At 64.1% G+C, this 24,471-nt stretch carries 23 protein-coding genes, 1 pseudogene and 1 CRISPR repeat array; of the genes and pseudogenes, 15 read left to right on the forward strand and 9 right to left on the reverse strand.

The genetic code is table 11. The features are described 5' to 3' along the window. Window positions 1–6: 6 nt before the first annotated feature. The 4 genes from MRUB_RS13775 to MRUB_RS13790 all read left to right on the forward strand — a co-directional run bounded on the left by MRUB_RS13775 (window position 7) and on the right by MRUB_RS13790 (window position 4,448). A complete protein-coding gene (locus tag MRUB_RS13775) occupies window positions 7–1,536 on the forward strand; it encodes a secretin N-terminal domain-containing protein (protein ID WP_013014989.1) in 1,530 nt (509 codons plus the stop codon). A gap of 96 nt (window positions 1,537–1,632) precedes the next feature. After that, window positions 1,633–2,784, forward strand: a complete 1,152-nt coding sequence (gene aroC, locus MRUB_RS13780; protein ID WP_013014990.1) for a chorismate synthase — start codon at window positions 1,633–1,635, stop codon at window positions 2,782–2,784. Between the two features lie 85 nt (window positions 2,785–2,869). Continuing rightward, complete coding sequence (locus MRUB_RS13785) at window positions 2,870–3,415, forward strand: shikimate kinase (protein WP_013014991.1); 546 nt, start codon at window positions 2,870–2,872, stop codon at window positions 3,413–3,415. Continuing rightward, complete coding sequence (locus MRUB_RS13790; protein WP_013014992.1) at window positions 3,396–4,448, forward strand: 3-dehydroquinate synthase; 1,053 nt, start codon at window positions 3,396–3,398, stop codon at window positions 4,446–4,448. The genes MRUB_RS13785 and MRUB_RS13790 overlap by 20 nt, the downstream gene beginning before the upstream one ends. Here the strand turns inward: MRUB_RS13790 and ald are convergent. Further along, window positions 4,432–5,535 carry an alanine dehydrogenase gene (gene ald, locus MRUB_RS13795; protein WP_013014993.1) on the reverse strand — a complete coding sequence of 368 codons (1,104 nt, stop codon included), beginning with the start codon at window positions 5,533–5,535 and terminating at the stop codon, window positions 4,432–4,434. The genes MRUB_RS13790 and ald overlap by 17 nt on opposite strands. A 109-nt stretch (window positions 5,536–5,644) precedes the next feature. On the opposite strand from ald, the gene MRUB_RS13800 reads away from it, so the two are divergent. After that, entirely contained in the window at window positions 5,645–6,094 is a 450-nt protein-coding gene (locus tag MRUB_RS13800; RefSeq protein WP_013014994.1) for an Lrp/AsnC family transcriptional regulator, read from the forward strand. A 3-nt stretch (window positions 6,095–6,097) separates the two neighbouring features. On the opposite strand, the gene truB is transcribed toward MRUB_RS13800, so the two are convergent. Further along, the gene (gene truB / locus MRUB_RS13805) at window positions 6,098–7,027 is read right to left on the reverse strand and encodes a tRNA pseudouridine(55) synthase TruB (RefSeq protein WP_013014995.1); all 930 of its coding nucleotides are present in this window, start codon (window positions 7,025–7,027) and stop codon (window positions 6,098–6,100) included. A gap of 64 nt (window positions 7,028–7,091) precedes the next feature. On the opposite strand from truB, the gene MRUB_RS13810 reads away from it, so the two are divergent. The 8 genes from MRUB_RS13810 (at window position 7,092) to MRUB_RS13845 (ending at window position 16,897) form a co-directional block, all read left to right on the forward strand. Further along, window positions 7,092–7,898 (forward strand): enoyl-CoA hydratase/isomerase family protein, encoded by an 807-nt coding sequence (locus MRUB_RS13810; RefSeq protein ID WP_013014996.1) that lies wholly within the window; start codon window positions 7,092–7,094, stop codon window positions 7,896–7,898. A gap of 42 nt (window positions 7,899–7,940) precedes the next feature. Then, window positions 7,941–8,819, forward strand: a complete 879-nt coding sequence (locus MRUB_RS13815) for a pseudouridine synthase (protein WP_015586676.1) — start codon at window positions 7,941–7,943, stop codon at window positions 8,817–8,819. Continuing rightward, on the forward strand, window positions 8,725–9,255 hold the full coding sequence (hpt, locus tag MRUB_RS13820; protein WP_013014998.1) for a hypoxanthine phosphoribosyltransferase: 531 nt from the start codon (window positions 8,725–8,727) through the stop codon (window positions 9,253–9,255). The genes MRUB_RS13815 and hpt overlap by 95 nt, the downstream gene beginning before the upstream one ends. 71 nt (window positions 9,256–9,326) lie before the next feature. Continuing rightward, window positions 9,327–10,004 carry a queuosine precursor transporter gene (locus MRUB_RS13825; protein ID WP_013014999.1) on the forward strand — a complete coding sequence of 226 codons (678 nt, stop codon included), beginning with the start codon at window positions 9,327–9,329 and terminating at the stop codon, window positions 10,002–10,004. Window positions 10,005–10,213: 209 nt separating this feature from the next. Continuing rightward, a CRISPR array of direct repeats spans window positions 10,214–12,635; the repeat unit is 37 nt; unit sequence GTTGCACTCGGGCAAAAGCTCGAGTGAGGATTGAAAC. A gap of 74 nt (window positions 12,636–12,709) precedes the next feature. Further along, window positions 12,710–14,149 carry an FAD-linked oxidase C-terminal domain-containing protein gene (locus MRUB_RS13830; protein WP_013015000.1) on the forward strand — a complete coding sequence of 480 codons (1,440 nt, stop codon included), beginning with the start codon at window positions 12,710–12,712 and terminating at the stop codon, window positions 14,147–14,149. Window positions 14,150–14,155: 6 nt separating this feature from the next. Continuing rightward, the gene (locus MRUB_RS13835) at window positions 14,156–15,229 is read left to right on the forward strand and encodes an FAD-binding protein (RefSeq protein WP_013015001.1); all 1,074 of its coding nucleotides are present in this window, start codon (window positions 14,156–14,158) and stop codon (window positions 15,227–15,229) included. 14 nt (window positions 15,230–15,243) lie between these two features. After that, a complete protein-coding gene (gene glcF, locus MRUB_RS13840) occupies window positions 15,244–16,521 on the forward strand; it encodes a glycolate oxidase subunit GlcF (protein ID WP_013015002.1) in 1,278 nt (425 codons plus the stop codon). Window positions 16,522–16,543: 22 nt separating this feature from the next. Continuing rightward, entirely contained in the window at window positions 16,544–16,897 is a 354-nt protein-coding gene (locus tag MRUB_RS13845) for a DUF4147 domain-containing protein (protein WP_013015003.1), read from the forward strand. Here the strand turns inward: MRUB_RS13845 and MRUB_RS13850 are convergent. After that, complete coding sequence (locus MRUB_RS13850) at window positions 16,877–17,308, reverse strand: transposase (RefSeq protein WP_157413585.1); 432 nt, start codon at window positions 17,306–17,308, stop codon at window positions 16,877–16,879. The two genes, MRUB_RS13845 and MRUB_RS13850, sit on opposite strands and share 21 nt — an antisense overlap. A gap of 122 nt (window positions 17,309–17,430) precedes the next feature. After that, window positions 17,431–17,931 carry a winged helix-turn-helix domain-containing protein gene (locus MRUB_RS13855; RefSeq protein WP_081439958.1) on the reverse strand — a complete coding sequence of 167 codons (501 nt, stop codon included), beginning with the start codon at window positions 17,929–17,931 and terminating at the stop codon, window positions 17,431–17,433. 18 nt (window positions 17,932–17,949) lie between these two features. On the opposite strand from MRUB_RS13855, the pseudogene MRUB_RS13860 reads away from it, so the two are divergent. Together MRUB_RS13860 and MRUB_RS13865 are read left to right on the forward strand one after the other, a co-directional pair. Beyond that, window positions 17,950–18,903 (forward strand): annotated as a pseudogene (locus MRUB_RS13860) (glycerate kinase type-2 family protein); the annotation flags it as partial. Between the two features lie 29 nt (window positions 18,904–18,932). Beyond that, window positions 18,933–19,622, forward strand: coding sequence for an alpha/beta hydrolase (locus MRUB_RS13865; protein WP_013015005.1), 690 nt, complete (start codon window positions 18,933–18,935; stop codon window positions 19,620–19,622). A 3-nt stretch (window positions 19,623–19,625) separates the two neighbouring features. Here the strand turns inward: MRUB_RS13865 and MRUB_RS13870 are convergent, their stop codons facing one another. The 5 genes from MRUB_RS13870 to fabZ are packed head-to-tail and all read right to left on the reverse strand — an operon-like array spanning window position 19,626 to window position 24,451. Further along, a complete protein-coding gene (locus MRUB_RS13870) occupies window positions 19,626–20,309 on the reverse strand; it encodes an RNA-binding protein (RefSeq protein ID WP_013015006.1) in 684 nt (227 codons plus the stop codon). Further along, window positions 20,309–21,982, reverse strand: coding sequence for an ABC transporter ATP-binding protein (locus MRUB_RS13875; protein WP_013015007.1), 1,674 nt, complete (start codon window positions 21,980–21,982; stop codon window positions 20,309–20,311). Before MRUB_RS13875 ends, MRUB_RS13870 begins: the two co-directional genes overlap by 1 nt. A 60-nt stretch (window positions 21,983–22,042) precedes the next feature. Next, window positions 22,043–23,236: a glycosyltransferase family protein gene (locus tag MRUB_RS13880; protein ID WP_241476945.1), complete on the reverse strand. Its 1,194-nt coding sequence runs from the start codon at window positions 23,234–23,236 to the stop codon at window positions 22,043–22,045. Further along, window positions 23,226–24,011, reverse strand: coding sequence for an acyl-ACP--UDP-N-acetylglucosamine O-acyltransferase (lpxA, locus tag MRUB_RS13885; RefSeq protein ID WP_013015009.1), 786 nt, complete (start codon window positions 24,009–24,011; stop codon window positions 23,226–23,228). The genes MRUB_RS13880 and lpxA overlap by 11 nt, the downstream gene beginning before the upstream one ends. Next, a complete protein-coding gene (fabZ, locus tag MRUB_RS13890; RefSeq protein ID WP_013015010.1) occupies window positions 24,008–24,451 on the reverse strand; it encodes a 3-hydroxyacyl-ACP dehydratase FabZ in 444 nt (147 codons plus the stop codon). The genes lpxA and fabZ overlap by 4 nt, the downstream gene beginning before the upstream one ends. Between the last annotated feature and the right edge of the window lie 20 nt (window positions 24,452–24,471).

Consider the following 24,471-nt stretch of genomic DNA (forward strand, 5'->3'; position numbering starts at 1 on the left):
GTGAATATGAAGCGTTTGATTGCTCTTTTGGTGGTGTTGAGTCTGGCGCTGGCCCAGGGTACTTTGCCCAGGGATGCCCGCTTCGACCAACCGGTAAGCAACATCGGCACCAACCTACCCCTACCAGCCCTGCTGGACGCGCTGGCCCGTAGCGTGGGGCTCTCCCCCATCCTGCGTGACATCCCCAACGTCAACGTTACAGCCGACATCGACCAGAAACCCTTCCGGCAGGTCTGGGACTTGCTCATCAACACCTACGGCGATGGCCGCATCACCTACGCCTTGCTCGATAACAACGTAATTGTGGTAGGGCCCAAGGAAGTGGTGGATCGGGCCCGCGGGCAGACCGCCCAGCCCGCCCAAACCAGCGAGCCGGTAGCACGTGAGTTCTACCAGGTGCGCTCGGGCGACCCAGCCGCCCTGGCCACCTTTGTTCAGCAGGAGGTGCCGGGGGTTACTGTGCGGGCTGTACCCGGACAAAATGTGCTCTCCATCAGCGGCCCCTCCCGGGCTGTAAACGACGCTCTCAACTTCTTGCAGCGCATCGATGTACCCAGGGCCACCACAGCGACCATACCGGTGGTGCAAAAGTCGTTTGCCCTCTCGCATGCCCGCGCCACCGAACTGGCCGATGTGCTGGGCAAGGCCATCACAGCCCAAGCCCAGGGCCAGACCACCCCGGCTCAAGGGCAAGGGCAAGGGCAGGCCCAGCCTGCCCCGCAGGTAACGGTGGTGGCCGAACCCCGCACCAATACCCTGATCGTTACCGGCACAGCCGAGCAGATTGCCCTGGCCGAGCGCCTGATTCCCAACCTGGATCGGCCTGTGCAGCAGGTGCAACTGCAAATCCGGGTGCAGGCGGTTTCAGGTGAGGTCATTCGCAACCTGGGTATCAAGTGGGAGACCGTCTCAGGGGGCAACCTGATCGCCAGCTTCCTGTCCACCGGGCTCAACCTGATCTTCGATGCCACCCGCAGCCTGGCCTCCCTTAACATCCGGGCGGTGCTGGACGCCCTGGAAAAACAGCAGCTTTCGCGCCGCCTGAGCGACGCCAATGTGCTGGTGGAGGACAACTACGGCGCCGACACCTCCGACCTGCGGGCCACCGGGGCCAAGGGCGCGGAGATCAAGGTGGGGGGTCGGCTGCTCATCCCCATTACCATCGGCGATCAGATCACAGTGCGTGAGTTCGATTATGGCCTGCTGGTGCGGGTACGCCCGCAAATCTCAACCGACGGCAACATCCTGCTCGAGGTCTTCACCCAGACCGGCGGCGACCCGGCTGATGGCCCAGCCGGCAGCATCCGCATTCCGCAACAATCCACCCTATCCAAACTGCGCATCCGCGACGGCCAGACCGTGGTGCTGGGGGGCCTGATTCAGAAGGTGACCGACACCTCCGAGACCAAAATTCCCCTCCTCGGCGATATTCCCTTGCTGGGCGAGCTTTTCAAACAACGCACCTCCTCGATCAAGGACGATGAGCTGATTGTGATCATCACCGGTAACATCGTTAAGGACTCCGCCCAGCGCTAAGCCCCGTATCCCCAACAGCCGGGCCCTGTCCCGGCTTTTTTCATATGGGCCCCTACGCGGTTTTGGACTTGGCCGCGGTTATGCTAGATTCTGTTCATGCGTTTTCTGACTGCTGGAGAATCCCACGGGCCACAGCTCACAGGCATTGTGGAAGGCCTGCCCAGCCAGCTCCCCCTTACGGTGGAGGACATCAACCCCTGGCTCAAGAAGCGCCAGGGCGGGTACGGGCGCGGGCGGCGGATGGTCATCGAGACCGACACAGTGGAGTTTATGAGCGGTGTGCGGGCCGGGCGTACCACCGGCGCACCGGTGACCCTGGTCATCAAAAACACCGACTACCGCAACTGGGTCGAGATCATGGATCCAGCCCCCGGCAACGAGCCGCGCAAAAAGGCCCTTACAGCAGCCCGGCCCGGCCACGCCGACCTTGCGGGGGGTGTCAAATACGGGCATAAAGACTTACGCGATGTGCTCGAGCGGGCCTCGGCCCGCGAAACCGCCATGCGGGTAGCGATAGGGGCCATCGCCCATAAGCTGCTCTCGTTTTTTGGGGTGGAAAGCGCCTCGTTCGTGGATGGGATGGCCGGGGTCTGGAGCGAGGTTCCCTTCGACTGGGGCCTCAAGGAGCGCATCGAGGCCAGTCCGGTACGGATGACCGACCCCCAGGCCGAAGCCGAGGTGATCCGCCGCATAGACGAGGCCAAGGCCGCCGGCGACACCCTGGGCGGCATCATCGAGGCCCGTTTCAAAGGACTGGTCATGGGGCTCGGCTCCCAGATGCACTGGGATCGCAAGCTCGACGGGCGCATCGCCCAGATGGTGATGAGCATTCCGGCCATTAAGGGCGTGGAGATTGGCCCCGGTTTTAGCAACGCCATGAAGCCGGGCTCGCAGGTTCACGACCCCATCTACTGGGAGGCCAGCCGGGGCTACTACCGCCGGAGCAACCGTTCGGGGGGCACCGAGGCCGGTATGACCACCGGAGAAGAGCTGGTGGTGCGGGCTGCTCTTAAGCCCATCGCCACCCTGATGAAGCCCCTACCCACGGTTGATGTGGTGACGCACCAGCCCGCCGATGCCGCCCGGGAGCGCTCCGACGTGACCGCGGTGCCAGCGGCCAGCGTAATTCTGGAGGCCCTGGTGGGCATCGTGCTGGCCCAGGCCTACCTGGAGAAATTTGGCGGCGACACCCTGGACGAGCTGATTGAACGGGTCGAGCGGTACAAGCAACGGGTACTGGCCTATTAGCCCCTTCGACCCCGAAAGCCGACAGCCCCCAGCAGATGAGGGATATCTATACCACACCCCAAGGCCCATTTCCCAACCCTCTTTTATGATTGAGATTGAACGCCCCGTTACCTGGGTAGCCCTGACCGGCTTTATGGGTGTGGGCAAGAGCCGCATCGGGCGGGAGCTGGCCCGCGAGCTGATGCTGCACTTCATTGACCTCGACCGCTACATCGAGCGGCAGATGGGGCTCTCGGTGGCTGATATTTTCCGTCACCTGGGGGAAGCCACCTTCCGGCAGCTCGAGGCCGAGGCCGTTAGCGAGCTCACCCAGAAAGATTACTTGGTGCTTTCGCTGGGGGGTGGCACCTTTGTCAACCCTGAAAACCGGTGGAAGCTGTTGCAGCGTGGGCCGGTGGTGGCGCTCTGGGCCAGCCCCAGCACCATTTTCGAGCGCATCAGCCGCCGCCCCGGCCAGCGTCCCATGTTGGATAACCCCGACCCCTTTAAACGCATCCAGCAGCTCCTGGCCGAGCGAGAGACGGTTTATCGCCAGGCCACCCTCCACGTCTCTACGGACAACCGCCGCATCCCTGAGGTGGTAGACGAAATTATCCAGCGGCTGTGGAACTATGCAAAAACTAGAGATTAAGCACCCCGTTCCCTACCCGATTCACCTGGGATTCGCGCTCGAGCTCCCCCAGGCCCCGGGCCCCCGGGCCCTCCTTTACGATTTAGCTGTACAGGACTACGCCCAGCAGGTGGCCGCCCGCCTGGAGATTCCATTCAGTCTAGGGCTGCCCGGCGGTGAAGAGGCCAAAAGCCTCCATAGCTACAGCCGGGTGCTATCCTGGCTGGCCCAGCAGGCCCTTCCCCGCAACACCACGCTGTATGTGGTGGGCGGAGGCTGTCTTACCGACCTGGGTGGGTTTGTGGCCGCCACCTACCTGCGCGGGATACGGTACATCAGCCTACCCACCACCACCCTGGCTATGGTGGATGCCTCGGTGGGCAACAAAACCGGCCTCAACCTCCCCGAGGGCAAAAACCTGGTTGGGGCCTTCCACGCCCCAGCGGGGGTGTACGCCGAGCTCAGCACCCTCCGCACCCTTCCGCCCCAAACCTTCAAGGAGGGGCTGGTAGAAGCCTTCAAACACGGCCTCATTGCCGGTGATGAGCTGCTGGTTGATGTAGCGCCGATCTCGCCCGACTGGGAAGGCCTCGAGCCCTACCTGGCCCGCGCCGTAATGGTCAAGGTAAGGGTGGTGGAGGCCGACCCAACCGAGCAGAACGAGCGCCGCAAGCTCAACCTGGGGCACACCCTGGGCCATGCCCTCGAGGGCGCCACCCACGGGGCCATATCCCACGGGGTGGCGGTGGCCTACGGGCTGCTCTATGCAGCCCTGCTGGGTCGGGCCCACGGGGGGGCAGACCTGGTACCCACGGTGCTAAAGCTCTTGCAGTGGCTCTCCCCTGCCCCACCCCCAGGCCTGAGCTGGGAAGACCTGACCCCGTTCCTCAGCCGCGACAAGAAGAAGGTGAGCCAGGCCCTTCACTGGGTCATCCCCATGGGGATGGGCCGGCTGGAGATCCGGCCCGTACCAGAAGAGGTGCTGGTAGGCTGCTACCAGGAATTCCTCGAGTTGCTGGCTTCCCTCGAGCGCAGCGCTACAAAACCGCTTTAGGCTCGACATAGGGCAGGCCAAAGGCCTCGGCCACCCCCCGGCAGGTTAGTTGACCCTGGTGGGTGTTGAGGCCCTGTAGCAAGGCTGCATCCTCTTGCAGCGCGTCCAGGCCCTTCTCGGCCAGCTTGAGCAGGTAGGGCAGGGTCTGGTTGGTGAGGGCGAAGGTGGAGGTGCGCGGAACCGCCCCCGGCATATTAGCCACCCCGTAGTGCACCACTCCGTCTACTACATAGGTGGGCTCGGCGTGGGTGGTGGGGTGGATGGTTTCCACACAACCCCCCTGATCCACCGCCACGTCTACAATCACCGCCCCTTCTTTCATGGTGGAGAGCATCTCGCGGGTAACCAGCTTGGGCGCTTTAGCCCCCGGAATCAGCACCGCCCCAATCAACAGGTCGGCGTGGCGGATGGAGGCCGCCACATTGGCCTCGGTGGAGGCCAGGGTGATTACCCGCCCGCCAAACACATCGTCGAGGTACTGCATGCGGGCCTTGCTAACCTCCAGGATGGTCACCTGCGCGCCCATACCCAGGGCGATTTTGGCCGCGTTGGTGCCCACAATGCCGCCGCCGATGATCACCACACTGGCCGGGGCCACCCCTGGCACGCCCCCCAGCAGCACCCCGCGTCCGCCGTGGGGCTTCTCCAGGGCCGCTGCCCCCACCTGCGGGGCCATCCGCCCGGCCACCTCGCTCATGGGGGTGAGCAGGGGCAGGGAGCCGTCCTCGAGCTGCACCGTTTCGTAGGCGATGGCGGTCGTACCCCCAGCCAGCAAAGCTTTGGTGAGCGGCTCATCGGCGGCCAGGTGCAGGTAGGTGAACAGGATCAGGCCCCGGCGCAGGTACTTGTACTCCTCGGCAATGGGCTCCTTGACCTTGACCACCAGATCGGCGGCCCAGGCCTCCTGGGCGCTCACGATCTCGGCCCCGGCTTTCTGGTATTCGGCGTCGGAAAGGCCCGAACCCACCCCGGCCCCCTGCTGCACCAGCACCCGATGCCCCCGCCGCACCAGGCTGGTCACCCCGCCCGGCGTGAGGGCCACGCGGTTCTCGAGCGTCTTGATCTCCTTGGGAACACCAATCACCATAACAACCTCCTGTTTTCCCCAAGCCTAGAACGCCCGCCGCGCAAAAGAAAGCCATAAGTTAAGGATAAATATCAGATTTGCTTGAAGTTCTTAAGGCATAATAGGCTTTATGCTTTCCAAACTTTTAGACAAATTCAACATCGCCATTCTGAACGAGCTACAGCGCGATGGGCGGCTCTCCTACAGCGAGCTGGGCCGCCGGGTGGGGCTCTCGACCCCGGCGGTCACCGAGCGGGTGCGCCGCCTCGAGGATGCCGGCGTTATCGCGGGCTACGGGGCCCGGATTAACCCAGGGGCCCTCGGCTACACCATCACCGCCCTGATTGAGGTAGCCACCCCGCCGCACCGCTACCAGCAGATGCTCGAGTTTGCCCAGGCCACCCCGGCAGTACGGGAGTGCTACTTTGTCACCGGCGAGTCGTCGTTTGTAGCCAAGGTGATGACCGCCTCGGTGGAGCAGCTACAGGAGCTCATCCAGCAGCTCGGTTTTTATGGCAGCACCCGCACCTCGGTGGTGCTTTCACAGCCCATCATCAAGGAAATCTTTGAGATGGGCTGACCGCTAGACCTTGAAAACCCGCTTGATGCGTAGCTTGAAGCCGTCGCCTTCGGCGATGGCCACCAGGCGGCGCTTGGGGCCCACCAGGGCCACCAGGCCTTTGGCCGGAATGGCCAGCGGAACGCCCTCCATTACCCGCTTGGCCTCGGCGTGCGTAAGCTCAACGCTGGGGCAGGAAAGGGCCTCGAGCTCGTCCAGGGTTCTGTGCACATCCAGGCGTTCGATCTCCTGGGCCTGCTCGAGGCCAATCCTCCCCACCCGGGTGCGCACCAGCCCCGATAGAAAAGCCTGGGTGCCGAGACGCTGTCCCAGGTCGCGAGCGAAGGAGCGCACATAAGTACCCGGCCCCACCACCAGGCGAATCACCGCGGTGGGGTAGTCGCCCAGCGGCCTGGGCAGCTCGACCGGGCGACCCCGTGGGGCCAGTTGCCAGCCGGTGGCCGAGGGGGCAATGCGATGGGGTATGGGCGCGGGCTCGTAGGCCAGCAGGCTCACCTCGTGGTAGGCCACCGGGCGGGGGGCCAGCTCGAGGGCCTGCCCCCTGCGGGCGGCCTCATAGGCCTTGACCCCCCCCACCTTCACCGCCGAGTAGGCCGGTGGGGTCTGCTCGGTCAACTGCAAAAACCAGGGCAGGGCCGCTTCAATCTCGCGCTGGCTTGGATAGCCCGTATTGGGGCCCATCACCGGCCCTTCGGCATCGAGGGTTGCGGTGGTGACGCCAAAAGAAACCCAGGCGATGTACTCTTTTTCTTCTGCGGACAAAAAAGGCACCAGCTTGGTGGAGGCCTCCGTGGCGAGGATCAGGACGCCCGTAGCCAGGGGGTCGAGGGTTCCGGTGTGACCCACCCGGCGCGTGCCAAGCAGCTTACGGGCCATATCCACCACGTCGTGCGAGGTGCGCCCCAGCGGTTTGTTCACGGCAAATAGGGCCATGCCAGCGGATTGTACCCATAAATAAGCCGGTGCGGCTAGTCGGGGCTTTGCGTAAACTTTTAGCATGAACTGGCAAGCCCGCTACCAGCGTCTGAAGTTTGCTGAGCCCAGCGAAGGCGTGCTCGAGGTCGTTCTTTCAAACCCAGGCCGCCTCAACGCGGCCGATAGTCAGATGCACCGTGAGCTGGCCTATGTCTGGCGGGATATCGACGCCGACCCCGAAATTGCAGCGGTGCTGGTGCGCGGCGAGGGCGGGGCCTTCAGCAGCGGCGGCGACTTCGAGATGATCGAAGAGATGATCCGGGATTACGAAACCTTGCTGCGGGTCTGGAAGGAAGCCCGCGATCTGGTGTACGGGGTGGTGAACTGCGCCAAGCCCATCGTGTCGGCCATCGAGGGGCCGGCGGTGGGGGCCGGGCTGGCCGTGGCGCTGCTGGCCGATATCAGCGTGGCCGGGAAAACCGCCCGCATCGTGGACGGGCATGTGCGGCTGGGGGTGGCAGCCGGCGATCACTCGGTGATGGTCTGGCCTTTGCTGTGCGGTATGAGCAAGGCCAAGTACCACCTGCTGTTGAACGAACCGCTCACCGGGGAGGAGGCCGAGCGCATTGGGCTGGTCTCGCGCTGCGTGGAGGATAGCCAGGTCTATAGCGAGGCGCTCAGAATTGCAACCCGGCTTACCCAGGGGGCCCCTTCAGCCATCCGCTTCACCAAGTACGCCCTCAACAACTGGCTACGCATGATGGGCCCCAACTTCGACACCTCGCTGGCCCTCGAGTTTATGGGTTTTCTGGGCCCCGATGCCCAGGAAGGGCTGCGCTCGCTGCGCGAAAAACGCCCTCCACGCTTCCAGAAGAAGTCTCCCATATAAAAACCAGCACACTCTAGCCCGGCCAGTAATACTATGGTGGGTATGCGCCTACAGCAATTTTTAGCCCGCGCCGGCATTGCCAGCCGCCGCAAAGCCGAAGACCTGATCCGTGCAGGAAGGGTCACCATCAACGAGCAGGTCGCCAGCATTGGAGCGGTCGTTCAACCCGGCGACATCGTACGGCTGGATGGTGAGCGGGTGCGAATGCCGCAAAAAAAGGTGGTGATTGCCCTGCACAAACCCAAGGGCTACACCACCACCCACGAGGACGAACACGCCGAAAAAATCGTCTACGAGCTGGTTCCCAAGCACCCTGGCCTGCATGCGGTGGGACGGCTGGACAAGGACACCGAGGGCCTGTTGCTGCTAACCAACGACGGCCATCTGACCCAGCATCTTACCCATCCCCGCAACCAGGTGCCCAAGCTCTACCGGGCCTGGTGCAAAAACGGCCGGGTCAGTGAGAAAGCCTGTCAGCAATTGGTGCAGGGGGTCGTGCTGGGGGATGGGCTGGCCCAGGCCCTCGAGGCTCATCCGACCAGGAATGGGGTCAAGCTGGTACTAACTGAAGGGCGCAAGCGCGAGGTGCGCCGGATGCTGAACAAGGTGGGGTATCCAGTGGAAAGGTTGGTGCGGCTGGCCGTGGGCCCCATAGAGCTGGGTGAGCTCGAGGCGGGCGAGTGGCGCTACCTCACCCCAGATGAAATCAAGCTGCTGTACACCAGCGCCCAGCTACCCAGGCCCAAAACCCAGGCCCAGAAGCCCACCCCCACACCCAAGGCCAAAACCGGTACACGGCCTCAAAAGAGTACCGTAGAATCTAGCAGTGAACGTCTTTCGACCCGGCAACGGCAAGGTACAAATCGGGGAAGCACAGATCGCCAAGCGCATACGCGAGCTGGGCGAACAAATAAGACTTGACTACCAGGGCCAAGAACCCCACCTAATTTGCGTTCTAAACGGCGCTTTTATCTTTATGGCCGATCTGGTGCGGGCTATTGATATGCCCCTAACCATGGACTTCCTGGCGGTTTCTTCGTATGGCAACAGCCAGAAAACCAGCGGCGAGGTGGAGCTCATAAAAGACCTGCGCCTTCCGATTGCGGGGCGGCACGTAATTGTGGTTGAGGACATTGTGGATACCGGCATCACCATTAACTACCTGCTGCGGATGCTGGAAGCCCGCCAGCCCGCCTCGCTCAAAATTGCCGCCCTGCTCTCCAAACCCTCCCGACGCCAGATTGAGGTACCCATCCACTACCTGGGCTTTGAGATCGAAGATGCTTTCGTATACGGCTACGGCCTCGACCGAAGCCAGTTCGACCGCAACCTACCCTTCATCACCTCTCAGGCCTAAAATAGGTCGTTGCGGGGCCAGCTCTGCATTGGCCCAATCTGACGCGCTGCTGTAGCGCACACCATCCTGCTATGAAAACTTACCGCTACCTCGACTTAATTACCGCGCTGTTTGTGGTGGTGTTGGTGGTCTCCAACATCGCCTCGACCAAAGTGGTGCTTTTTGGCCCTTTTACCTTTGACGGCGGTACCCTGTTGTTCCCCCTGGCCTACATCTTTGGCGATGTGCTCACCGAAGTTTACGGCTACAAAAGAAGCCGCCGGGTGATCTGGACTGGTTTCTTCCTATTACTACTCTCCGCCCTCACCTTTGGCCTGGTTAGCGCATTACCCGCACCCACCGACGAGTTCAGTCAAAAATCGGCGGAAGCCTTCTCTACCATCCTGGGCCTGGTACCCCGCATCGTGCTGGCTAGTCTGGTGGCCTACTGGGTGGGTGAGTTTGCCAACAGCTACATTCTGGCCCGGCTCAAGGTGGCTACCCAGGGACGCTTTTTAGCCCTGCGCACCATCGGGTCTACCCTGGTAGGGCAGGGCCTGGATACCGCTATTTTCCTGCTGATAGCCTTCTATGGCATCTGGGACAACAACCTGCTTTGGACAGTGTTCGTTTCGAACTACATCTTTAAAGTTGGTATAGAGGTACTGTTCACGCCCATTACCTATGCCGTGGTGGGCTTCTTGAAGCGCGCTGAAAACGAGGATTATTACGACCGCAATACCCGCTTCAATCCGTTTGCGCTGCGCTAACAAATTAGTCTCGCATATCTGGTAAAATGCGCGAACCCCAAGCAGGTGCCAAAACCCAGGGGGGTTCGCGCAAGCCGAGAAACTGGCTAGGGGACATTGAAAACCCGCTTTCCCTCCACCTTCCCCCACCCTGCGTCGGAAGCTTTTTTTGGGGGGTTCGCGCAAACGGCCTCTTGAGCCCCGTCCTGCACGCACGCTAGAATGAGGGCGTTGCACTCGGGCAAAAGCTCGAGTGAGGATTGAAACAAATACTTCTGGGTGCTGGAGTTCCAGTCTCGCGGGGGTTGCACTCGGGCAAAAGCTCGAGTGAGGATTGAAACTGAGGAGGGCTAAAGCTGCACAGATACGTCGGCAGTTGCACTCGGGCAAAAGCTCGAGTGAGGATTGAAACCTATACTCATGGCATCTCCTTTCTTGGCCCCGGTGTTGCACTCGGGCAAAAGCTCGAGTGAGGATTGAAACTATTTGTGCTCGATTAGCTCCCGAGTTGTACAGCGTGTTGCACTCGGGCAAAAGCTCGAGTGAGGATTGAAACCCAAATCCGGGAGGGGATAGTGAATGCTATCCACTGTTGCACTCGGGCAAAAGCTCGAGTGAGGATTGAAACGTCAATATTGACAATCGCCCAGGTTTCGTCAATCGTTGCACTCGGGCAAAAGCTCGAGTGAGGATTGAAACTGCATGCACACACACGCGGCGGGCTGGCAGCGAGCGTTGCACTCGGGCAAAAGCTCGAGTGAGGATTGAAACGATGAACTGGTGACCCTTGCGCACCGCCGCAAGCACGTTGCACTCGGGCAAAAGCTCGAGTGAGGATTGAAACGTATAGAAAGACATTGGAGAACTAATAACAGGAATGTTGCACTCGGGCAAAAGCTCGAGTGAGGATTGAAACTTTGTCCGCCCGTCCCGGGCCTGTACCACCTGGAAGGTTGCACTCGGGCAAAAGCTCGAGTGAGGATTGAAACGAGAGCCCCGCTAAGGTGCAGGTAGCGGGCCTGCACGTTGCACTCGGGCAAAAGCTCGAGTGAGGATTGAAACGCGCAGCCGGACGCGCTCGCCCGATTGTGACCCCGGGTTGCACTCGGGCAAAAGCTCGAGTGAGGATTGAAACCCGGGCGCGCTTGGCGATTGCCAGGCGCACTCGGGTGTTGCACTCGGGCAAAAGCTCGAGTGAGGATTGAAACGTGAAGCTCAAGAGAGCCGGCGACCCGGGTCGCTGGTTGCACTCGGGCAAAAGCTCGAGTGAGGATTGAAACGGCCACATCACTGCCGTCGCCCCAACCCTCAGATTGTTGCACTCGGGCAAAAGCTCGAGTGAGGATTGAAACGCAGGCTGGGCTGCCTAGGGCGGCTGGGCTTGCAGGCGTTGCACTCGGGCAAAAGCTCGAGTGAGGATTGAAACTACACGACAGCGTAACTCACTATTACGCCGCCATCGTTGCACTCGGGCAAAAGCTCGAGTGAGGATTGAAACGGCATCGAGGGAGTTCAGCTTCCCGCTGAGGTGCGTTGCACTCGGGCAAAAGCTCGAGTGAGGATTGAAACCTACTCTGACACCAGCGCTGGGCCCAAAAGGCCCCGGTTGCACTCGGGCAAAAGCTCGAGTGAGGATTGAAACACGAGTTAGCGTAGCGGTTGGAGGAACCTCATAGCGTTGCACTCGGGCAAAAGCTCGAGTGAGGATTGAAACGCAACCCGACTTCGAGGCGGCGCTGCGGCTGGCGGCGTTGCACTCGGGCAAAAGCTCGAGTGAGGATTGAAACCCGGAGCACGAGCTGCTCGGCATCCCGTACCCGCGTTGCACTCGGGCAAAAGCTCGAGTGAGGATTGAAACCTTTGTGCGGATGTTCTCCCACACGGGGCCCTCATCGTTGCACTCGGGCAAAAGCTCGAGTGAGGATTGAAACCCGGCATGGAAGGTCTACAAATTGACGGCCCTCGGTTGCACTCGGGCAAAAGCTCGAGTGAGGATTGAAACTTTCCGCAGGCAATGGCCTGGCTAAAAAGTACGAGGTTGCACTCGGGCAAAAGCTCGAGTGAGGATTGAAACCTTCCCCCCGGGAAGAAAGCCCCACCCCCAGGGCCGTTGCACTCGGGCAAAAGCTCGAGTGAGGATTGAAACGATTTCCGCACGCCGCAGGAGATTGCGGCAGATGAGGTTGCACTCGGGCAAAAGCTCGAGTGAGGATTGAAACCAAAGAATCAAGAGAGCCTCTTTGCGAATCATTTCGTTGCACTCGGGCAAAAGCTCGAGTGAGGATTGAAACCTGCCTTCTACACGGCTAATGGCCGTGGTAGTGCCGTTGCACTCGGGCAAAAGCTCGAGTGAGGATTGAAACTCAATGAGGCCTGTGTTGTGCACGTGGGAAAAGTCGTTGCACTCGGGCAAAAGCTCGAGTGAGGATTGAAACATGGTCTTTTGCGCTGCGCACCCCGGCCACCACCGGTTGCACTCGGGCAAAAGCTCGAGTGAGGATTGAAACCTGGACTTCAGAAATTTATCGACCGCATCAGCATCCGTTGCACTCGGGCAAAAGCTCGAGTGAGGATTGAAACACAGAGGCGCTCACTACAGCAATGTCGAAAATCCCGTTGCACTCGGGCAAAAGCTCGAGTGAGGACTGAAACGACCTGGCTTGGTCTTAAACCAGGCCTCTCCCTGGGGGTTGCACTCGGCAATAGCTCGAGTGAGGATTGAAACCATGATTCCTCTAGACGAGTTGGCCAGACTCTTTCCCCCTACGCGCCTGCTGCACAAACCCGGCGAGTTGGCGCCATACGAATCCGATGCGCTCACGGCCTTCCGGGCCCGACCGCTGGCGGTAGTGCTACCCGAAACCCATGAAGAGGTGGTGGCCGCGGTGCGCTGGTGTGCCAAGCATCAGGTGCCCTATGTGGCCCGCGGCTCCGGCACCAGCCTTTCGGGGGGCTCGCTGCCCATTGAGGGGGGCCTGGTCATTGGGCTCAACCGCATGAACAAACTCCTGCGGCTCGAGCCCCAGGAGCGCATTGCCGTGGTGCAGCCCGGCTTTATCAACTTACAGGTCTCGAATGCCGCCGCCCCCTATGGCCTCTACTACGCCCCTGACCCCTCTTCCCAGCCGGTCTCGACCATTGGGGGGAACCTGGCCTTTAACTCGGGCGGGGCCCACTGCCTCAAGTACGGCATGACCTCCAACCACGTGCTGGCGGCCAGGGTGGTACTGCCCGACGGCGAGAGCGTGGTGCTGGGCAGCGAGAGCCTAGAGAATGCCGGCCCCGACTGGCTGGGCCTGTTCGTGGGCAGCGAGGGGCTGCTGGGCATCGCCACCGAGATCACCCTGCGCCTTTTGCCCAAACCCGAGGCCTATCACACCGTGCTGGCCGCCTACGACACGCTGGAGAAAGCCGGTGACGCGGTGGCCGCGGTGGTGGCTTCTGGCCTTTTGCCCGGCGCGATGGAGATCATGGACTCGCTGGCGATTGAAGCCGCCGAGGCCGCGGTCAAGGCTGGTTATCCAAGGGAGGCCCGGGCCCTGTTGATTGTGGAGCTCGAGGGCGAACCCCCCCAGGTGGAGGCCGAGGCCCGCTATCTGGACGAGGTCATCCGGCAATCGGGGGCCTACGAGGTGCAGGTGGCCCAGAGCGCCGAGGAGCGCCTGAAAATCTGGAAAGGGCGCAAGGCCGCCTTCTCGGCAGTGGGGCGGCTCTCGCCCGACTACCTTGTGCAAGACGGGGTGGTGCCCCGCTCTAAGCTGGGCCAGGCCTTAGCCGAGATCGAGCGGCTCTCCGCACGCTATGGCCTGCGGGTGGCCAATGTTTTCCATGCAGGCGATGGCAACCTGCACCCCCTGATTCTCTACAACGGGCGGGAGGCCGGGGAGCTCGAGCGGGCCGAGGCGCTGGCGGGGGAGATCCTGCGCCTGTGCGTGGCCCTGGGCGGCTCCATCACCGGCGAGCACGGGGTGGGTATGGAGAAAAAAGCCTACATGCCCGAGATGTTCTCCGAGGCCGACCTGGCCGCCATGCGGCGCATCCGCCTGGCCCTGGATCCCCTCGAGCTTTCCAACCGTGGCAAGATGTTCCCCGGCGGCGAAGCCCCTGCGCTGCACCAGGCCGGGCCCCATCCCCTGGAGCGGGCCGGGGTTATTTCCAGGGAGTAGGCCGCCATGACCGTGCTCCACCCCACCAGCCCCGCCGAGGTGCAGGAAGCCGTCCGGGCCCACAGCCGGGTGCGGGCCAGGGGCGGCGGCAGCAAACCGGCGCTTTCCACGCCAACCGAAGACCAGATCGTTCTGGAGATGCGCGGCCTCTCGGGGGTGCTCGAGTACGACCCCGGCGAGTACGTGCTGGTAGCCCAGGCCGGAACCCCCCTGGCCGAGGTGGAGCGGCTTTTAGCCCAGCACGGGCAGTACCTGCCCTTCGACCCGCCCCTGGTGGAACAGGGGGCCACCCTGGGGGGCACGGTGGCGGCGGGGCTTTCCGGCCCCATGCGGCAGCGCTATGGGGGGGTGCGCGACTTCATCCTGGGGGTGCAGTTCGTGGACGGCACGGGCCAACTGGTGCGGGCAGGTGGCAAGGTGGTCAAGAACGCTGCCGGCTTCGACCTGCCCAAGCTGATGGTGGGCAGCCTGGGGCGGCTGGGCCTCCTCACCGAGCTGGCCTTCAAGGTGTTCCCCTACCCCAAAGCCACCGCCACCCTGCGGCTGGCCTTCCCCAAGCTGGAAGAGGCGCTCGAGATCCTCTACCGGCTGGCGGGCTCGCCCATCGAACTTTATGCCCTCGACCTCGAGCCCCCCGCCACCCTGACCCTGCGCCTGGGGGGCCTGCCCGAAGCCCTCCCGGCCCGGCTGGAGCGGCTCATAGCCTTTGTGGGCAGGGCTGGCGACCTCCTGCAAGGCGAGGCCGAGACCCAATACTGGCGCGACCTGAACCGGCTCGAGCTGGGCGCGGGTTACCTGGTTAAGGTAGCCCTCACCGCCCGGCGCATCCCCACCCTGGAACAGGCCCTGGGCAGCGCCCCCCGCCGGTACATGAGCGCGGGGCATCTGCTGTACCTGGCCTGGAACCACGAGCTGGCCCAGTTGGATACCCTGCTACGGTCTCAGAACTTATCTGGTCTGGTTCTGAGGGGCCACACCGCTCGCCCCCAGATTGGAATAGACTTGGAACAGGTCTTTGGTCAGCGGGTGGCCGCCGCCCTCGATCCTCAAGGCCGGTTCAGCCCTGCTCCACCCCAGTAACCCCAGGAAACCCTATGCAGCACAAAATTGACCTTGAAAAGCTCGGCCCCCAGGGTGAAATCATGGCCCACGCCATCGAGGCCTGTGTGCACTGCGGCTTCTGTCTGCCGGCCTGCCCCACCTACCAGGTGCTGGGCGAGGAGATGGACTCGCCCAGGGGGCGGATTTTTCTGATGAAAGAGGTGCTGGAGGGCAACCTGAGCATGGAGGAAGCCCAGCCCTACCTGGATAAGTGCCTGGGCTGCCAGGGCTGCGTGACGGCCTGCCCCAGCGGGGTGCCCTACGGCGAGCTCATCACCACCTACCGGGGCTGGAGCGAGCCCCAGCGCCACCGCTCCCCTTTCCAGAAGCTCTTCCGCATGGGTATTCAGGAGACCCTCCCCTACCCCACGCGCTTCCGCGCTGCCGCCGCGCTGGGCCAGCTGGGCAAGCCGGTCAAGCCGTTGCTGCCCCCCCTGCTGCAAGCCCCGCTCGAGCTGCTGCCCGCGGCGCTGCCCAGGCTCGAGCCCCTGCCCGAGCTGGTTCCCGCCGAGGGGGAACGGCGGGCTCGAGTGGCCTTTCTGGCCGGCTGCGCCCAGCAGGTGTTGCAGCCCAACTTCAACCACGCCACCCTGCGGGTGCTGGCCCGCAACGGGGTGGAGGTGGTGATCCCCAAAGGCCAGGGCTGCTGCGGTGCACTGGCCATGCACACCGGCGAGCGTGCGCGGGCCCTGCACTTCGCCCGCACCAACCTCAGCGCCTTTGCCGGTGAGTACGACGCCATCCTCACCAACGCCGCTGGCTGTGGCTCGGGCCTCAAAGAGTACCCCCTGCTCTTCCACGGGGAGCCCGAGCAGGCCCAGGCCCACCAACTGGCCGCCAAGGTCAAGGATGTCTCGGTTTTCCTGGTCGAGCTGGGGCTGAAAGCCGTACCCCCGCTGGAGCGGCCCCTCAAGGTGGCCTACCACGACGCCTGCCACCTGGCCCACGCCCAGCAGGTGCGGGCCGAACCGCGCCAACTGCTCAAAAGCATTCCGGGCCTCGAGCTTGTGGAAATTCCCGAAGGCGAGCTGTGCTGCGGATCGGCGGGTACCTACAACCTCGAGCAGCCCGAGATCGCCGCCGCCCTGGGCGAGCGCAAAGCCCGCCACATCCTGGCCACCGGGGCCGAGCTGGTGGTCACCGGCAACATCGGCTGCTTTACCCAGATCCAAACCCACCTGCGCAAGCTGGGCCGGGAGATTCCGGTGCTGCACACCCTCGAGCTGCTGGACCGGGCCTATACCCAAAGCCCCATCCTTCCAGGTCGCTAAAGCCCAGCCCGGATAGAGGCCTATGCGCGCGCTGCTCACCGCCAGTTTTCGGCAGGCTTTAGAACAAACCCACCCGGCCCATCTCACCGCCCAGCACCTCCCCCAGGAAGCCCCGGCGCTGATCGTTTCGGTGGGGAAAGCGGCCATGAGCATGCTGGCCGCGGCCCGGGAGCGGTTTCCAGAGGCGCCCTTTATAGCCGTGCCCAAGGCCGAGGCGGGCCGGGCCTGGCCGCAAGCGGAACGCGGTCAGATCATACCGGCCCGCCACCCCGTGCCCGACGAGCAGAGCGTGCGGGCCGCGCAAATCATTCTCCAGGCCGTCTCGCGTTTGCAAGCCAGCGATCTTCTACCAACTCTACGACGAGGTGACACATAAAGCCTCTTGAATCCAAGGCCAAAAGCAAAGCCGCTTGACCCTAGTTGGATCAGCCGCAAGCTGGGTGAGGAACTCCTCGGCAGCCAGGCGTTTGTGTTCCAGCGAAGGGTACACTTTGCCTTCAATGGCCCGCCTGACCTCCTCAAACACCCGCTCGGCAGGATTGAGCTCGGGCGAATAGGCCGGTTGAAGGATACGACTCCCCGCTAGCTCGGATAGGCTACGACCCCGATGAACCCCCGCCCCATCCCAAACGTTGATGGCTAACCCCCATTGCTCCAGCACCGGTTTGAGGTGTTCTTGCTTCAGGCGGGGAATCCAACCCCACCTCAACTGACCGATGGCCGGTATCACCGCCAGCAGCAGGTAGGCATACTGGTATGCCCGCTGTACCGTTTGAACGACCTTCACCCCCCGAGGCGCCAGCACCCGTCGAACTTGACCCAGCAGTCCCAACCGCAGCTCATCGCTAAACCCAATCCGGCCCAGAGCCTCCCCCAGGGTCTGACCCCCTCGGTGGAGCTGCTCGGCTATCAGGGCTTTGAGCCCCCCTTTTTCCAGCGCGCTTGCGCTGCCGCATCGGCCTTGGCAGCACTCGGTCGCGGTACTTTGGGGTGAATCTTCCATCGAGCCATCAGCCCATAGAGGCCTTTATAGCTGTACTGCACCCCAAAGCGTTGTTGCACCCACTGCCGCGCTTCTTCGTAGGTGCGAAAGCTTCCTTGGGCACTCTCGGCTCGCAGTTCCAGTTGTTGGTCTTGATCCAACCAGGCTCGACTGACCTTGACCCCCCAGCCCGGTACGCGCTTCAACACCTCCTGCAATCCCCCGGCCCGATACCAAGCCAGCCACCGGTTGAGGGTTTTACGTCCAATCCCCACTTCTTTGGCCGCATCCTGTGCAGCTTTGCCTCGACGTACCAGCCACATCGCCTGCAGCCGTTTACGTCGTTCCAGGTGCTTCTCCCGTCTATACTGTGCCTCCAGCTCCTCTGCGCTTTCAGTCCAATCGATTGGGGCAATCCTACGACCCATTCCCCAATCCTACTATAGGTGTCACCTCGAGGGAGATTTGGTATTCTGCTGGTTCTGGTCTCCGGGGGCGGCAGCGCGCTGTTGTGTGCACCCTGGGGTATTGACCTCCCCACCAAACAAGCCCTGACCCAGGCCCTTTTGCGCTCGGGGGCCGATATTCAGGAGATTAATGCGGTGCGAAAGCACCTCTCCGCCATCAAGGGGGGGCGGCTGGCCGCGGCCACCCCCGCCCGCATCCAGGCCCTGTATCTATCGGATGTTCCGGGCGACGACCTCTCGGTGATTGCCTCGGGCCCCACCGTACCCGACGAGACCACCTTCGCCCAGGCCCTGGCGGTGCTCGACAAGTACGGCCTGGACTTCCTCGAGGTGCGCTCCCACCTGGAGCAAGGCGCAAAGGGTGCCCTGCCCGAGTCGCCCAAGCCGGGCGAGGCCCTCTTCCAGCGGGTGGAAAACCGGCTGATTGGCAGCAACCAGATTCTGCTCGAGGCCGCCCAGCGCTTCTGGCAGGCCCAGGGCTACCCGGCGGTCATCCTCTCCGACCGCTTCCAGGGCGAGGCCCGCGAGCTGGCCCGCTTTCACGCCAACCTGGTGCAGAGCATCCGCGCCCACGGGCAACCCTTCCGCCCCCCGGTGGTGCTGCTCTCCGGCGGCGAGGCTAGCGTCACGGTGCGCGGGTCGGGCCAGGGGGGGCGCAACCAGGAGTTTCTGGGCTGGCTGGGCTTTTACCTGGGCCAGGATGGGGTCTGGGCCCTGGCCGCCGACTCCGACGGCATCGACGGCAACACCTCCGCGGCGGGCGCCATCCTGGAGCCCGATACCTGGAGCCAGGCCCAGCGGCTGGGCCTCGACCTCAAGGCCCTGCTGCACGACAACAACGCGCACGGGTTCTTCCAGGCCCTGGGGGGGTTGCTCATCACCGGCGAGACCGCCCACAACCTCAACGATTTTCGGGTGCTGGTGGTGGAGTAAGCCGCACTGCGGTAAGCTAGGGCCGGCCCATGTCGAACGTTCTGGTTTTGCACGGCTTTACCTCCCACCCCACCCTGACCATGGGGCCGCTCCCCGAAACCCTGCGCAAGGCTGGGTTTACCGTGGCCCAGCCCACCCTGCCCGGCCACGGCACCCGGCCCGAGGATCTGCGCGGTGTGCGCTGGCTGGACTGGCTCCAGACCGCCCGCGAGGCCTATCAGGCGCTCCCCGAGCCCAGGGCGGTGGTGGGCCTCTCGATGGGGGGGCTGCTGGCCGGCTGGCTGGCCGCCGAGCACAAGACCGCCGCCCTGGTGGCCCTGGCCCCGGCGCTGGGCTTCAAGAACCGCCTGGCCTACCTGGCCCCGCTGCTGCACCACGTCAAACCCTGGGCCCACAGCACCGACCCCGCCGAAGAGGCCCGGCGGCGGGCGCGGAGCCCCAACTACCCCAACTTTCCTACCGTGGCCCTGGTGCAGTTAATTGCGCTCCAGCGACGGGTGCCCGAGCTTTTGCCCAGGGTGCGGGCCCCGGCGCTGGTGCTCGAGGCCGCCCACGACGACACCGTGCCGGAAGCCGCGGTGCGGCGCTATTTTGCCCTGATAGGGGGCCCCCACAAGGGGTACCGGGTCTACCAGAGCCAGCACGATATGCTCCTGGATCCGCTGGCCCAGCAGATCTCCGACGATATCGCGGCCTGGCTGAAAGAAAAGCTGGTGTAAAACTTATCGGTGCACCTCGAGCTCCAGCTTCACATTGCCCCGCTTGGTCTGGCCCAGCACCTTTTTGACCACCAGGCTGCCCAGCCCTTCGGCCAGCAGGTGGTCGCCCTCGGTTACCTCGTCCTTGGCCGAGGCGGTCTTGCCCCGGAGTTTGACCTTACCGGCCTTGACCCCCTGGGCAAAGTAGGTGCGCGAGACCCCAAAGCCCTTGGCCCCCACCACGTCCACCCGCAGGCTGGGCACCACCACGCTGCGGGTGCGTTCGCGCGTTCTGGGCAACTGCTCGGGCGCGGCTTCTTTGGCCTGAAAACCGGCTTCTTGCAGGGTTTTGAGGCCCTTGGGAAGGGTGGCCAGCAGGAAGCCTTCCGGGGTCTCCTCGAGATCCCCCAGCAGCCCCGGTTCCAGCAGCGCGCGCAGCCTGTCTTCCAGGGCCTCGAGGTCACCCTCAAAGGCCAGAAAGACCACCGTGGTGGGGTCGGATACCGCAGGGATGTGTTCCGGGAAAAGCACCGCCACCTGCCTCGAGGCCATGGGCAACCCCCCAAAGGTCTCGAGGCGCAGCCCCTCCTGCTGGGCCTGCCGGCGGAGTTCCTCCAGCGCAAGGGCCTCCAGAAAGGGGGTCTGCACCACCCGGCCCCCTCGAGCTTTTTTCAGGTATTCCTGCATGGCGTCCATCCTTTCGGTCATTAACTTCTCCAGAAATCCGCGTAGAGGCCGGGCGAACCCATCAGCTCGGCGTGGCTGCCCACCTGCACGATCCGGCCCTTTTCCATCACCACGATCTGATCGGCGTGCTGCACGGTGGAGAGGCGGTGCGCCACCACGATCACCGTGCGGCCCAGGCGGGCGGCCTCGAGGGCGGCCATCACCTGCCCCTCGCTGGTGCGGTCGAGGGCGCTGGTAATCTCGTCGAGCAACAGAATTTTGGCCTCTCGCAGCAGGGCCGCCGCAATGGCCAGGCGCTGCCGCTGCCCCACCGAAAGCCCGCCCCCGTCGTCCTCGAGCGGGGTTTGCAGACCAATTTCCCGGCCCAGGCCCACGGTATCCAGGGCTTGCTGCATGGCTTCCGGACGGGCGCCGGGGGCCAGCGCGGCCAGGTTCTCCTGTACAGTTCCGGCGAACAGCAGGGGCTCCTGCGGAACCCAGGCCATGCGGGCCCGCAACCACCCCGCCTCGTAGCTGTGTAGCTCGAGGCCATCCAGCAAGACCTGGCCCGCACTGGGACGGTACAGGCCCAGCAGCAAGCGCAGCAGGGTGCTCTTGCCCGCCCCCGAAGGGCCCACAATGGCTGTGAAGGAGCCCGGGGCAATGCGCAGGTTGAGGTTTTGCAGGGTGGCTGGGCTGCCGGGGTAGGCAAAGCTCAGGTTTCGCAGCTCGAGGCCCCCCGCCAGGGTCTGGGGTCGGAGCTGCCCCATGGCTGGGGCCGGGGGCAGCTCGAGCAGCTCCACCAGGCGGGCCGAGGCCCCCTCGGCCTGGGCAAACCCGGCGCCGATCCGGCTCAGAAGCTGCAGGGGGGTCACCGCCAGCCCCAGCAGGGTGAGGAAGGCAGTCAGGTCACCGGGGGTCATCTGCCCGCGCTGCACCGCCCCCACCCCCAGGGCCAGCAGCAGGCCCAGCAGCAGCGTGGTGGCGAGCTGGCCCAGGGGCAGGTTGAGGGCCGCGATCAGGGCGCGGGTGCGACCCAGCCGGTACTGCTGCTGGTTGCTGTGCCGGAAGCGCGCCCGCGCAAAGGCCTGCAAGTCCAGGGCCCGGATCAGTTCCAGCCGCCCGAACCCCTCGGCCATGCGAGCCGCCAGGCGCTCCATAGCGGCCTGGGTTCGCCGGCTGTAGCGGGTCACCCAGGCCCCAAGCCAGCCCAGCAGCAAGGCCATGAGGGGGAGCACCAGCAGCAGGTACAGAGTGAGCTGGGCGTAGTGCAGCAAAAGCTGGAATAGCAAAGCCAGGAGCAAGATCCCCTGCACCAGCAGCCCCCCCAGGCTGTAGAACAGAAAGCCCTCGAGCTCCTTCAGATCGGCCACCAGCCGCCCGGTCAGCCCGCCCGAGGAGGCCGGCAGGGCCATCAGGTCGGCTTGCAGCAGCCGCTCGAACACCCGCTCCCGCCAGACCGCCGGAATCTTGAGCGAAAGGTAGCCTATAAAGGCCTCGAGCGCGTACCCGCTCACCACCAGCACCGCCAGCAGACCCGCCCCCGCCCATAAAACCGCCCCGAGCCGCTCCCACTGCCCCGACAGCACCTGATCAAACAGCGGCTTGACCACCAGGGTCGGCAGCCAGGCCTGGGCCGCCGCCGGCAGCAGAGCCAGCCCGGCCGCCAGCAGAATTTGCAGCCAAAAGGGACGTAGCAGGCCAAGCAGGTTCATAGGGCAACGCAGGATGGGCAAAAGGCACCGCCGCTACGGGGGCCAAGCCACCTCTGGGCCTCAGCAGCGGGCCAGCACATACTCCACCAGCTTATCGGCTCCGGGCTGGGCGTCCAGGCGCTTTAGCCGGGCCCGGACGTCCCGGGCCCGCTGGGGCTCGAGCAGCTCGAGGCCCGCAGAGGCCACCTCAGCCGGGCTAAAAACCCCGCGCAGCTCAGGGAAAACCCGCTCGTTCAGCCACAGGTTGGGCAGGGCCAGGTGGGGCAGGCGCGCCGCCAACCGCCAGACGAAGCGCTGCTTGAGGCTGCGGAGGCCCGGCCCGCTCAAAAGCCAGTGCCAGAGGCCCTCCAACGGCAGCATCTCCGGCTTGTGCAGCGGCAGCAACACCAGCGAGGGCAGGCCGGCCAGGGCCAACTCGAGGGTGTTGGTTCCAGGAATGGTAATCGCCAGCTGCGCGCGGCGCATGGCCGCATAGCGCTGGGGCTCATCCAGCACCAGAACCTCGAGGCCCCCAGCGGTCTGCAGGCGATCCCCCACCCAGCGGGCCCCCACCCCGCCCAGCTCCTTCGCCAGCCCACCCTCCAGCGCCTCGGCTACCACCGCTTCCGGCAGCAAGCGGCTCCTCACCCAGGCAAAGCGCAGGTCGGGCCGGGCTTTAGCCATCTGTTCGGCTGCCGCCAGCAAGAACCCCAGCAGGTAGCGGGCCGCAAAGGGGCGGCTACCGGCCAGCAGCAGCACATCGGCGGCTGGGGCCGCGACCGCCGGTGCTTCGTGGAGGGCGTCCACCACCAGATTACCCACCACCTCGATGCGGGCCGGGTTTACCCCTCGAGCCTGCATGGCCGCCCGGGTGCGCTCGGAGTCCACCAGCACCGCCCGTAAGCCGGGGTGATGGGCCCTGGCATCGAAGGTATAGGAAAAAGCCGGGTAGCCCGTGGCCCGGCCCAGCAGCACCGCGTCGCGGGGCGCCCCCCCCAGCAACAGCACCAGCCCACGGCGGCCCGTCTTGCGCTCCAAGAGCCTGCGGAAAAGCGCGGAGCGGCCCGAGAGGGCGTCCAGTTGCAGTGCTTCGGCCTTGGTCTGCTCGGTTCCGGCGGCAAACTGGTCGCGGATCAGGAACAGCTCGATGCGGGCCCCGGGCACCCGCTGCCGCAGGCGCGTCAACACAGGCGGCACCCAGGTCGAAAGCTCGCCGGGGCCGTTGGTCAATAGCAGAATTTCGTCCAGCATCTTGGGTTCGACTTCAGACCTCAAAATCCGGCTCGCCCCGCACGAAGCCCGAGAGACGGCGCCTGGAAGGCCCCGCCAGGAAGGCTTTGAGCATCTGTACCTCCTCGGTATCGGGTAAGCCCTCGAGGGGGCGGCCCTCACGCACCGCCCGGAAGGCCTGCTCGAGGGCCCGGTAGCGCTCGCCGTGGATACCCGCCCGGCGCAGCCCCACCGTGTTGAGCCGGTAGTGCAGGGCCGGGCTGCCGTCGGCCAGGCTAAAGGGCAGGACATCCCGGGTCACCTTGGCCAGCCCACCCACCATAGCCCGGCTGCCCACCCGCACAAACTGGTGAATACCGGCCAACCCCCCCACCACGGCATAATCGCCAATCTCCACGTGCCCGGCCAGCGCCACGCTCTGGGTCAGAATCACGCCGTTGCCCACCTGGGCGTCGTGGCCCACGTGCACATGGCCCATCAGGTAGCAGCCCGCGCCGATCCGGGTGGGCGCTTCCTCTTTGGTGGAGCGGTGCAGGATCACCCCCTCGCGCAAGACGGTGTTTTCCCCGACCTCGAGCCAGGTCTCCTGCCCTTTGAAACTCAGATCCTGCGGGAGGCCCCCCAGCACCGCGTGGGGCCCCACCCGAACCCCGGCAGCCAGCCGCACATACGGGTGGATGACCGCGTGAGGCCCCACCTCCACCCCAGGCCCTAGCTCACAGGGGCCTTCTACCACCGCATACGGGCCAATCTTTACGTCCGGGGCCAGATGGGCTTTAGGGGAAACCACCGCAGTGGGGTGTATGGCGACCTGACTCACGAAGCAGCGCCTCCCGTATCCGAGCGCAGCACAAAGCTCAGGGTGGCCTCGGCCCGCAACTCGCCTTCTACCCTGGCCTCAACCTTTACCTTCCCCAAACCCCGCCGGTAGGCCAGCAGCTCCCCTTCCAGAATCAGGGTGTCGCCCGGAACCACCGGCTTCTTGAAGCGGGCCTCCTCCACCCCCACCAAAAACACCAGCCCGCCCGGCTTGAATTCCGGCTGTTTGGTCACCACCGCCACCGAGCCCTGGGCCATGGCCTCGATCAACAACACCCCTGGCATGATGGGGTAGCCAGGAAAATGGCCTTGAAAATGCGGTTCGTTGAATGATACGTTCTTCAAGGCCCGAAAACGCTTTTCGTCGGCTTCCAGCACCCGGTCAATCAGCAGGAACGGGTAGCGGTGCGGCAGGAACTTGAGGATCTCGTAAATGTCCACGGCTTAATACTAAAGGGCCG

This window comes from Meiothermus ruber DSM 1279 (assembly GCF_000024425.1).
Lineage (GTDB): Bacteria > Deinococcota > Deinococci > Deinococcales > Thermaceae > Meiothermus > Meiothermus ruber.

What these genes read in the sequence shown, in the direction of transcription:
- MRUB_RS13775 (WP_013014989.1), top strand. Translation starts at nt 7, where the DNA reads ATGAAGCGTTTGATTGCTCTTTTGGTGGTGTTGAGTCTGGCGCTGGCC.
- aroC (WP_013014990.1), top strand. Translation starts at nt 1,633, where the DNA reads ATGCGTTTTCTGACTGCTGGAGAATCCCACGGGCCACAGCTCACAGGC.
- MRUB_RS13785 (WP_013014991.1), top strand. Translation starts at nt 2,870, where the DNA reads ATGATTGAGATTGAACGCCCCGTTACCTGGGTAGCCCTGACCGGCTTT.
- MRUB_RS13790 (WP_013014992.1), top strand. Translation starts at nt 3,396, where the DNA reads ATGCAAAAACTAGAGATTAAGCACCCCGTTCCCTACCCGATTCACCTG.
- ald (WP_013014993.1), bottom strand. Translation starts at nt 5,535, where the DNA reads ATGGTGATTGGTGTTCCCAAGGAGATCAAGACGCTCGAGAACCGCGTG.
- MRUB_RS13800 (WP_013014994.1), top strand. Translation starts at nt 5,645, where the DNA reads ATGCTTTCCAAACTTTTAGACAAATTCAACATCGCCATTCTGAACGAG.
- truB (WP_013014995.1), bottom strand. Translation starts at nt 7,027, where the DNA reads ATGGCCCTATTTGCCGTGAACAAACCGCTGGGGCGCACCTCGCACGAC.
- MRUB_RS13810 (WP_013014996.1), top strand. Translation starts at nt 7,092, where the DNA reads ATGAACTGGCAAGCCCGCTACCAGCGTCTGAAGTTTGCTGAGCCCAGC.
- MRUB_RS13815 (WP_015586676.1), top strand. Translation starts at nt 7,941, where the DNA reads ATGCGCCTACAGCAATTTTTAGCCCGCGCCGGCATTGCCAGCCGCCGC.
- MRUB_RS13825 (WP_013014999.1), top strand. Translation starts at nt 9,327, where the DNA reads ATGAAAACTTACCGCTACCTCGACTTAATTACCGCGCTGTTTGTGGTG.
- MRUB_RS13830 (WP_013015000.1), top strand. Translation starts at nt 12,710, where the DNA reads ATGATTCCTCTAGACGAGTTGGCCAGACTCTTTCCCCCTACGCGCCTG.
- MRUB_RS13835 (WP_013015001.1), top strand. Translation starts at nt 14,156, where the DNA reads ATGACCGTGCTCCACCCCACCAGCCCCGCCGAGGTGCAGGAAGCCGTC.
- glcF (WP_013015002.1), top strand. Translation starts at nt 15,244, where the DNA reads ATGCAGCACAAAATTGACCTTGAAAAGCTCGGCCCCCAGGGTGAAATC.
- MRUB_RS13845 (WP_013015003.1), top strand. Translation starts at nt 16,544, where the DNA reads ATGCGCGCGCTGCTCACCGCCAGTTTTCGGCAGGCTTTAGAACAAACC.
- MRUB_RS13855 (WP_081439958.1), bottom strand. Translation starts at nt 17,931, where the DNA reads ATGGGTCGTAGGATTGCCCCAATCGATTGGACTGAAAGCGCAGAGGAG.
- MRUB_RS13865 (WP_013015005.1), top strand. Translation starts at nt 18,933, where the DNA reads ATGTCGAACGTTCTGGTTTTGCACGGCTTTACCTCCCACCCCACCCTG.
- MRUB_RS13870 (WP_013015006.1), bottom strand. Translation starts at nt 20,309, where the DNA reads ATGACCGAAAGGATGGACGCCATGCAGGAATACCTGAAAAAAGCTCGA.
- MRUB_RS13875 (WP_013015007.1), bottom strand. Translation starts at nt 21,982, where the DNA reads ATGAACCTGCTTGGCCTGCTACGTCCCTTTTGGCTGCAAATTCTGCTG.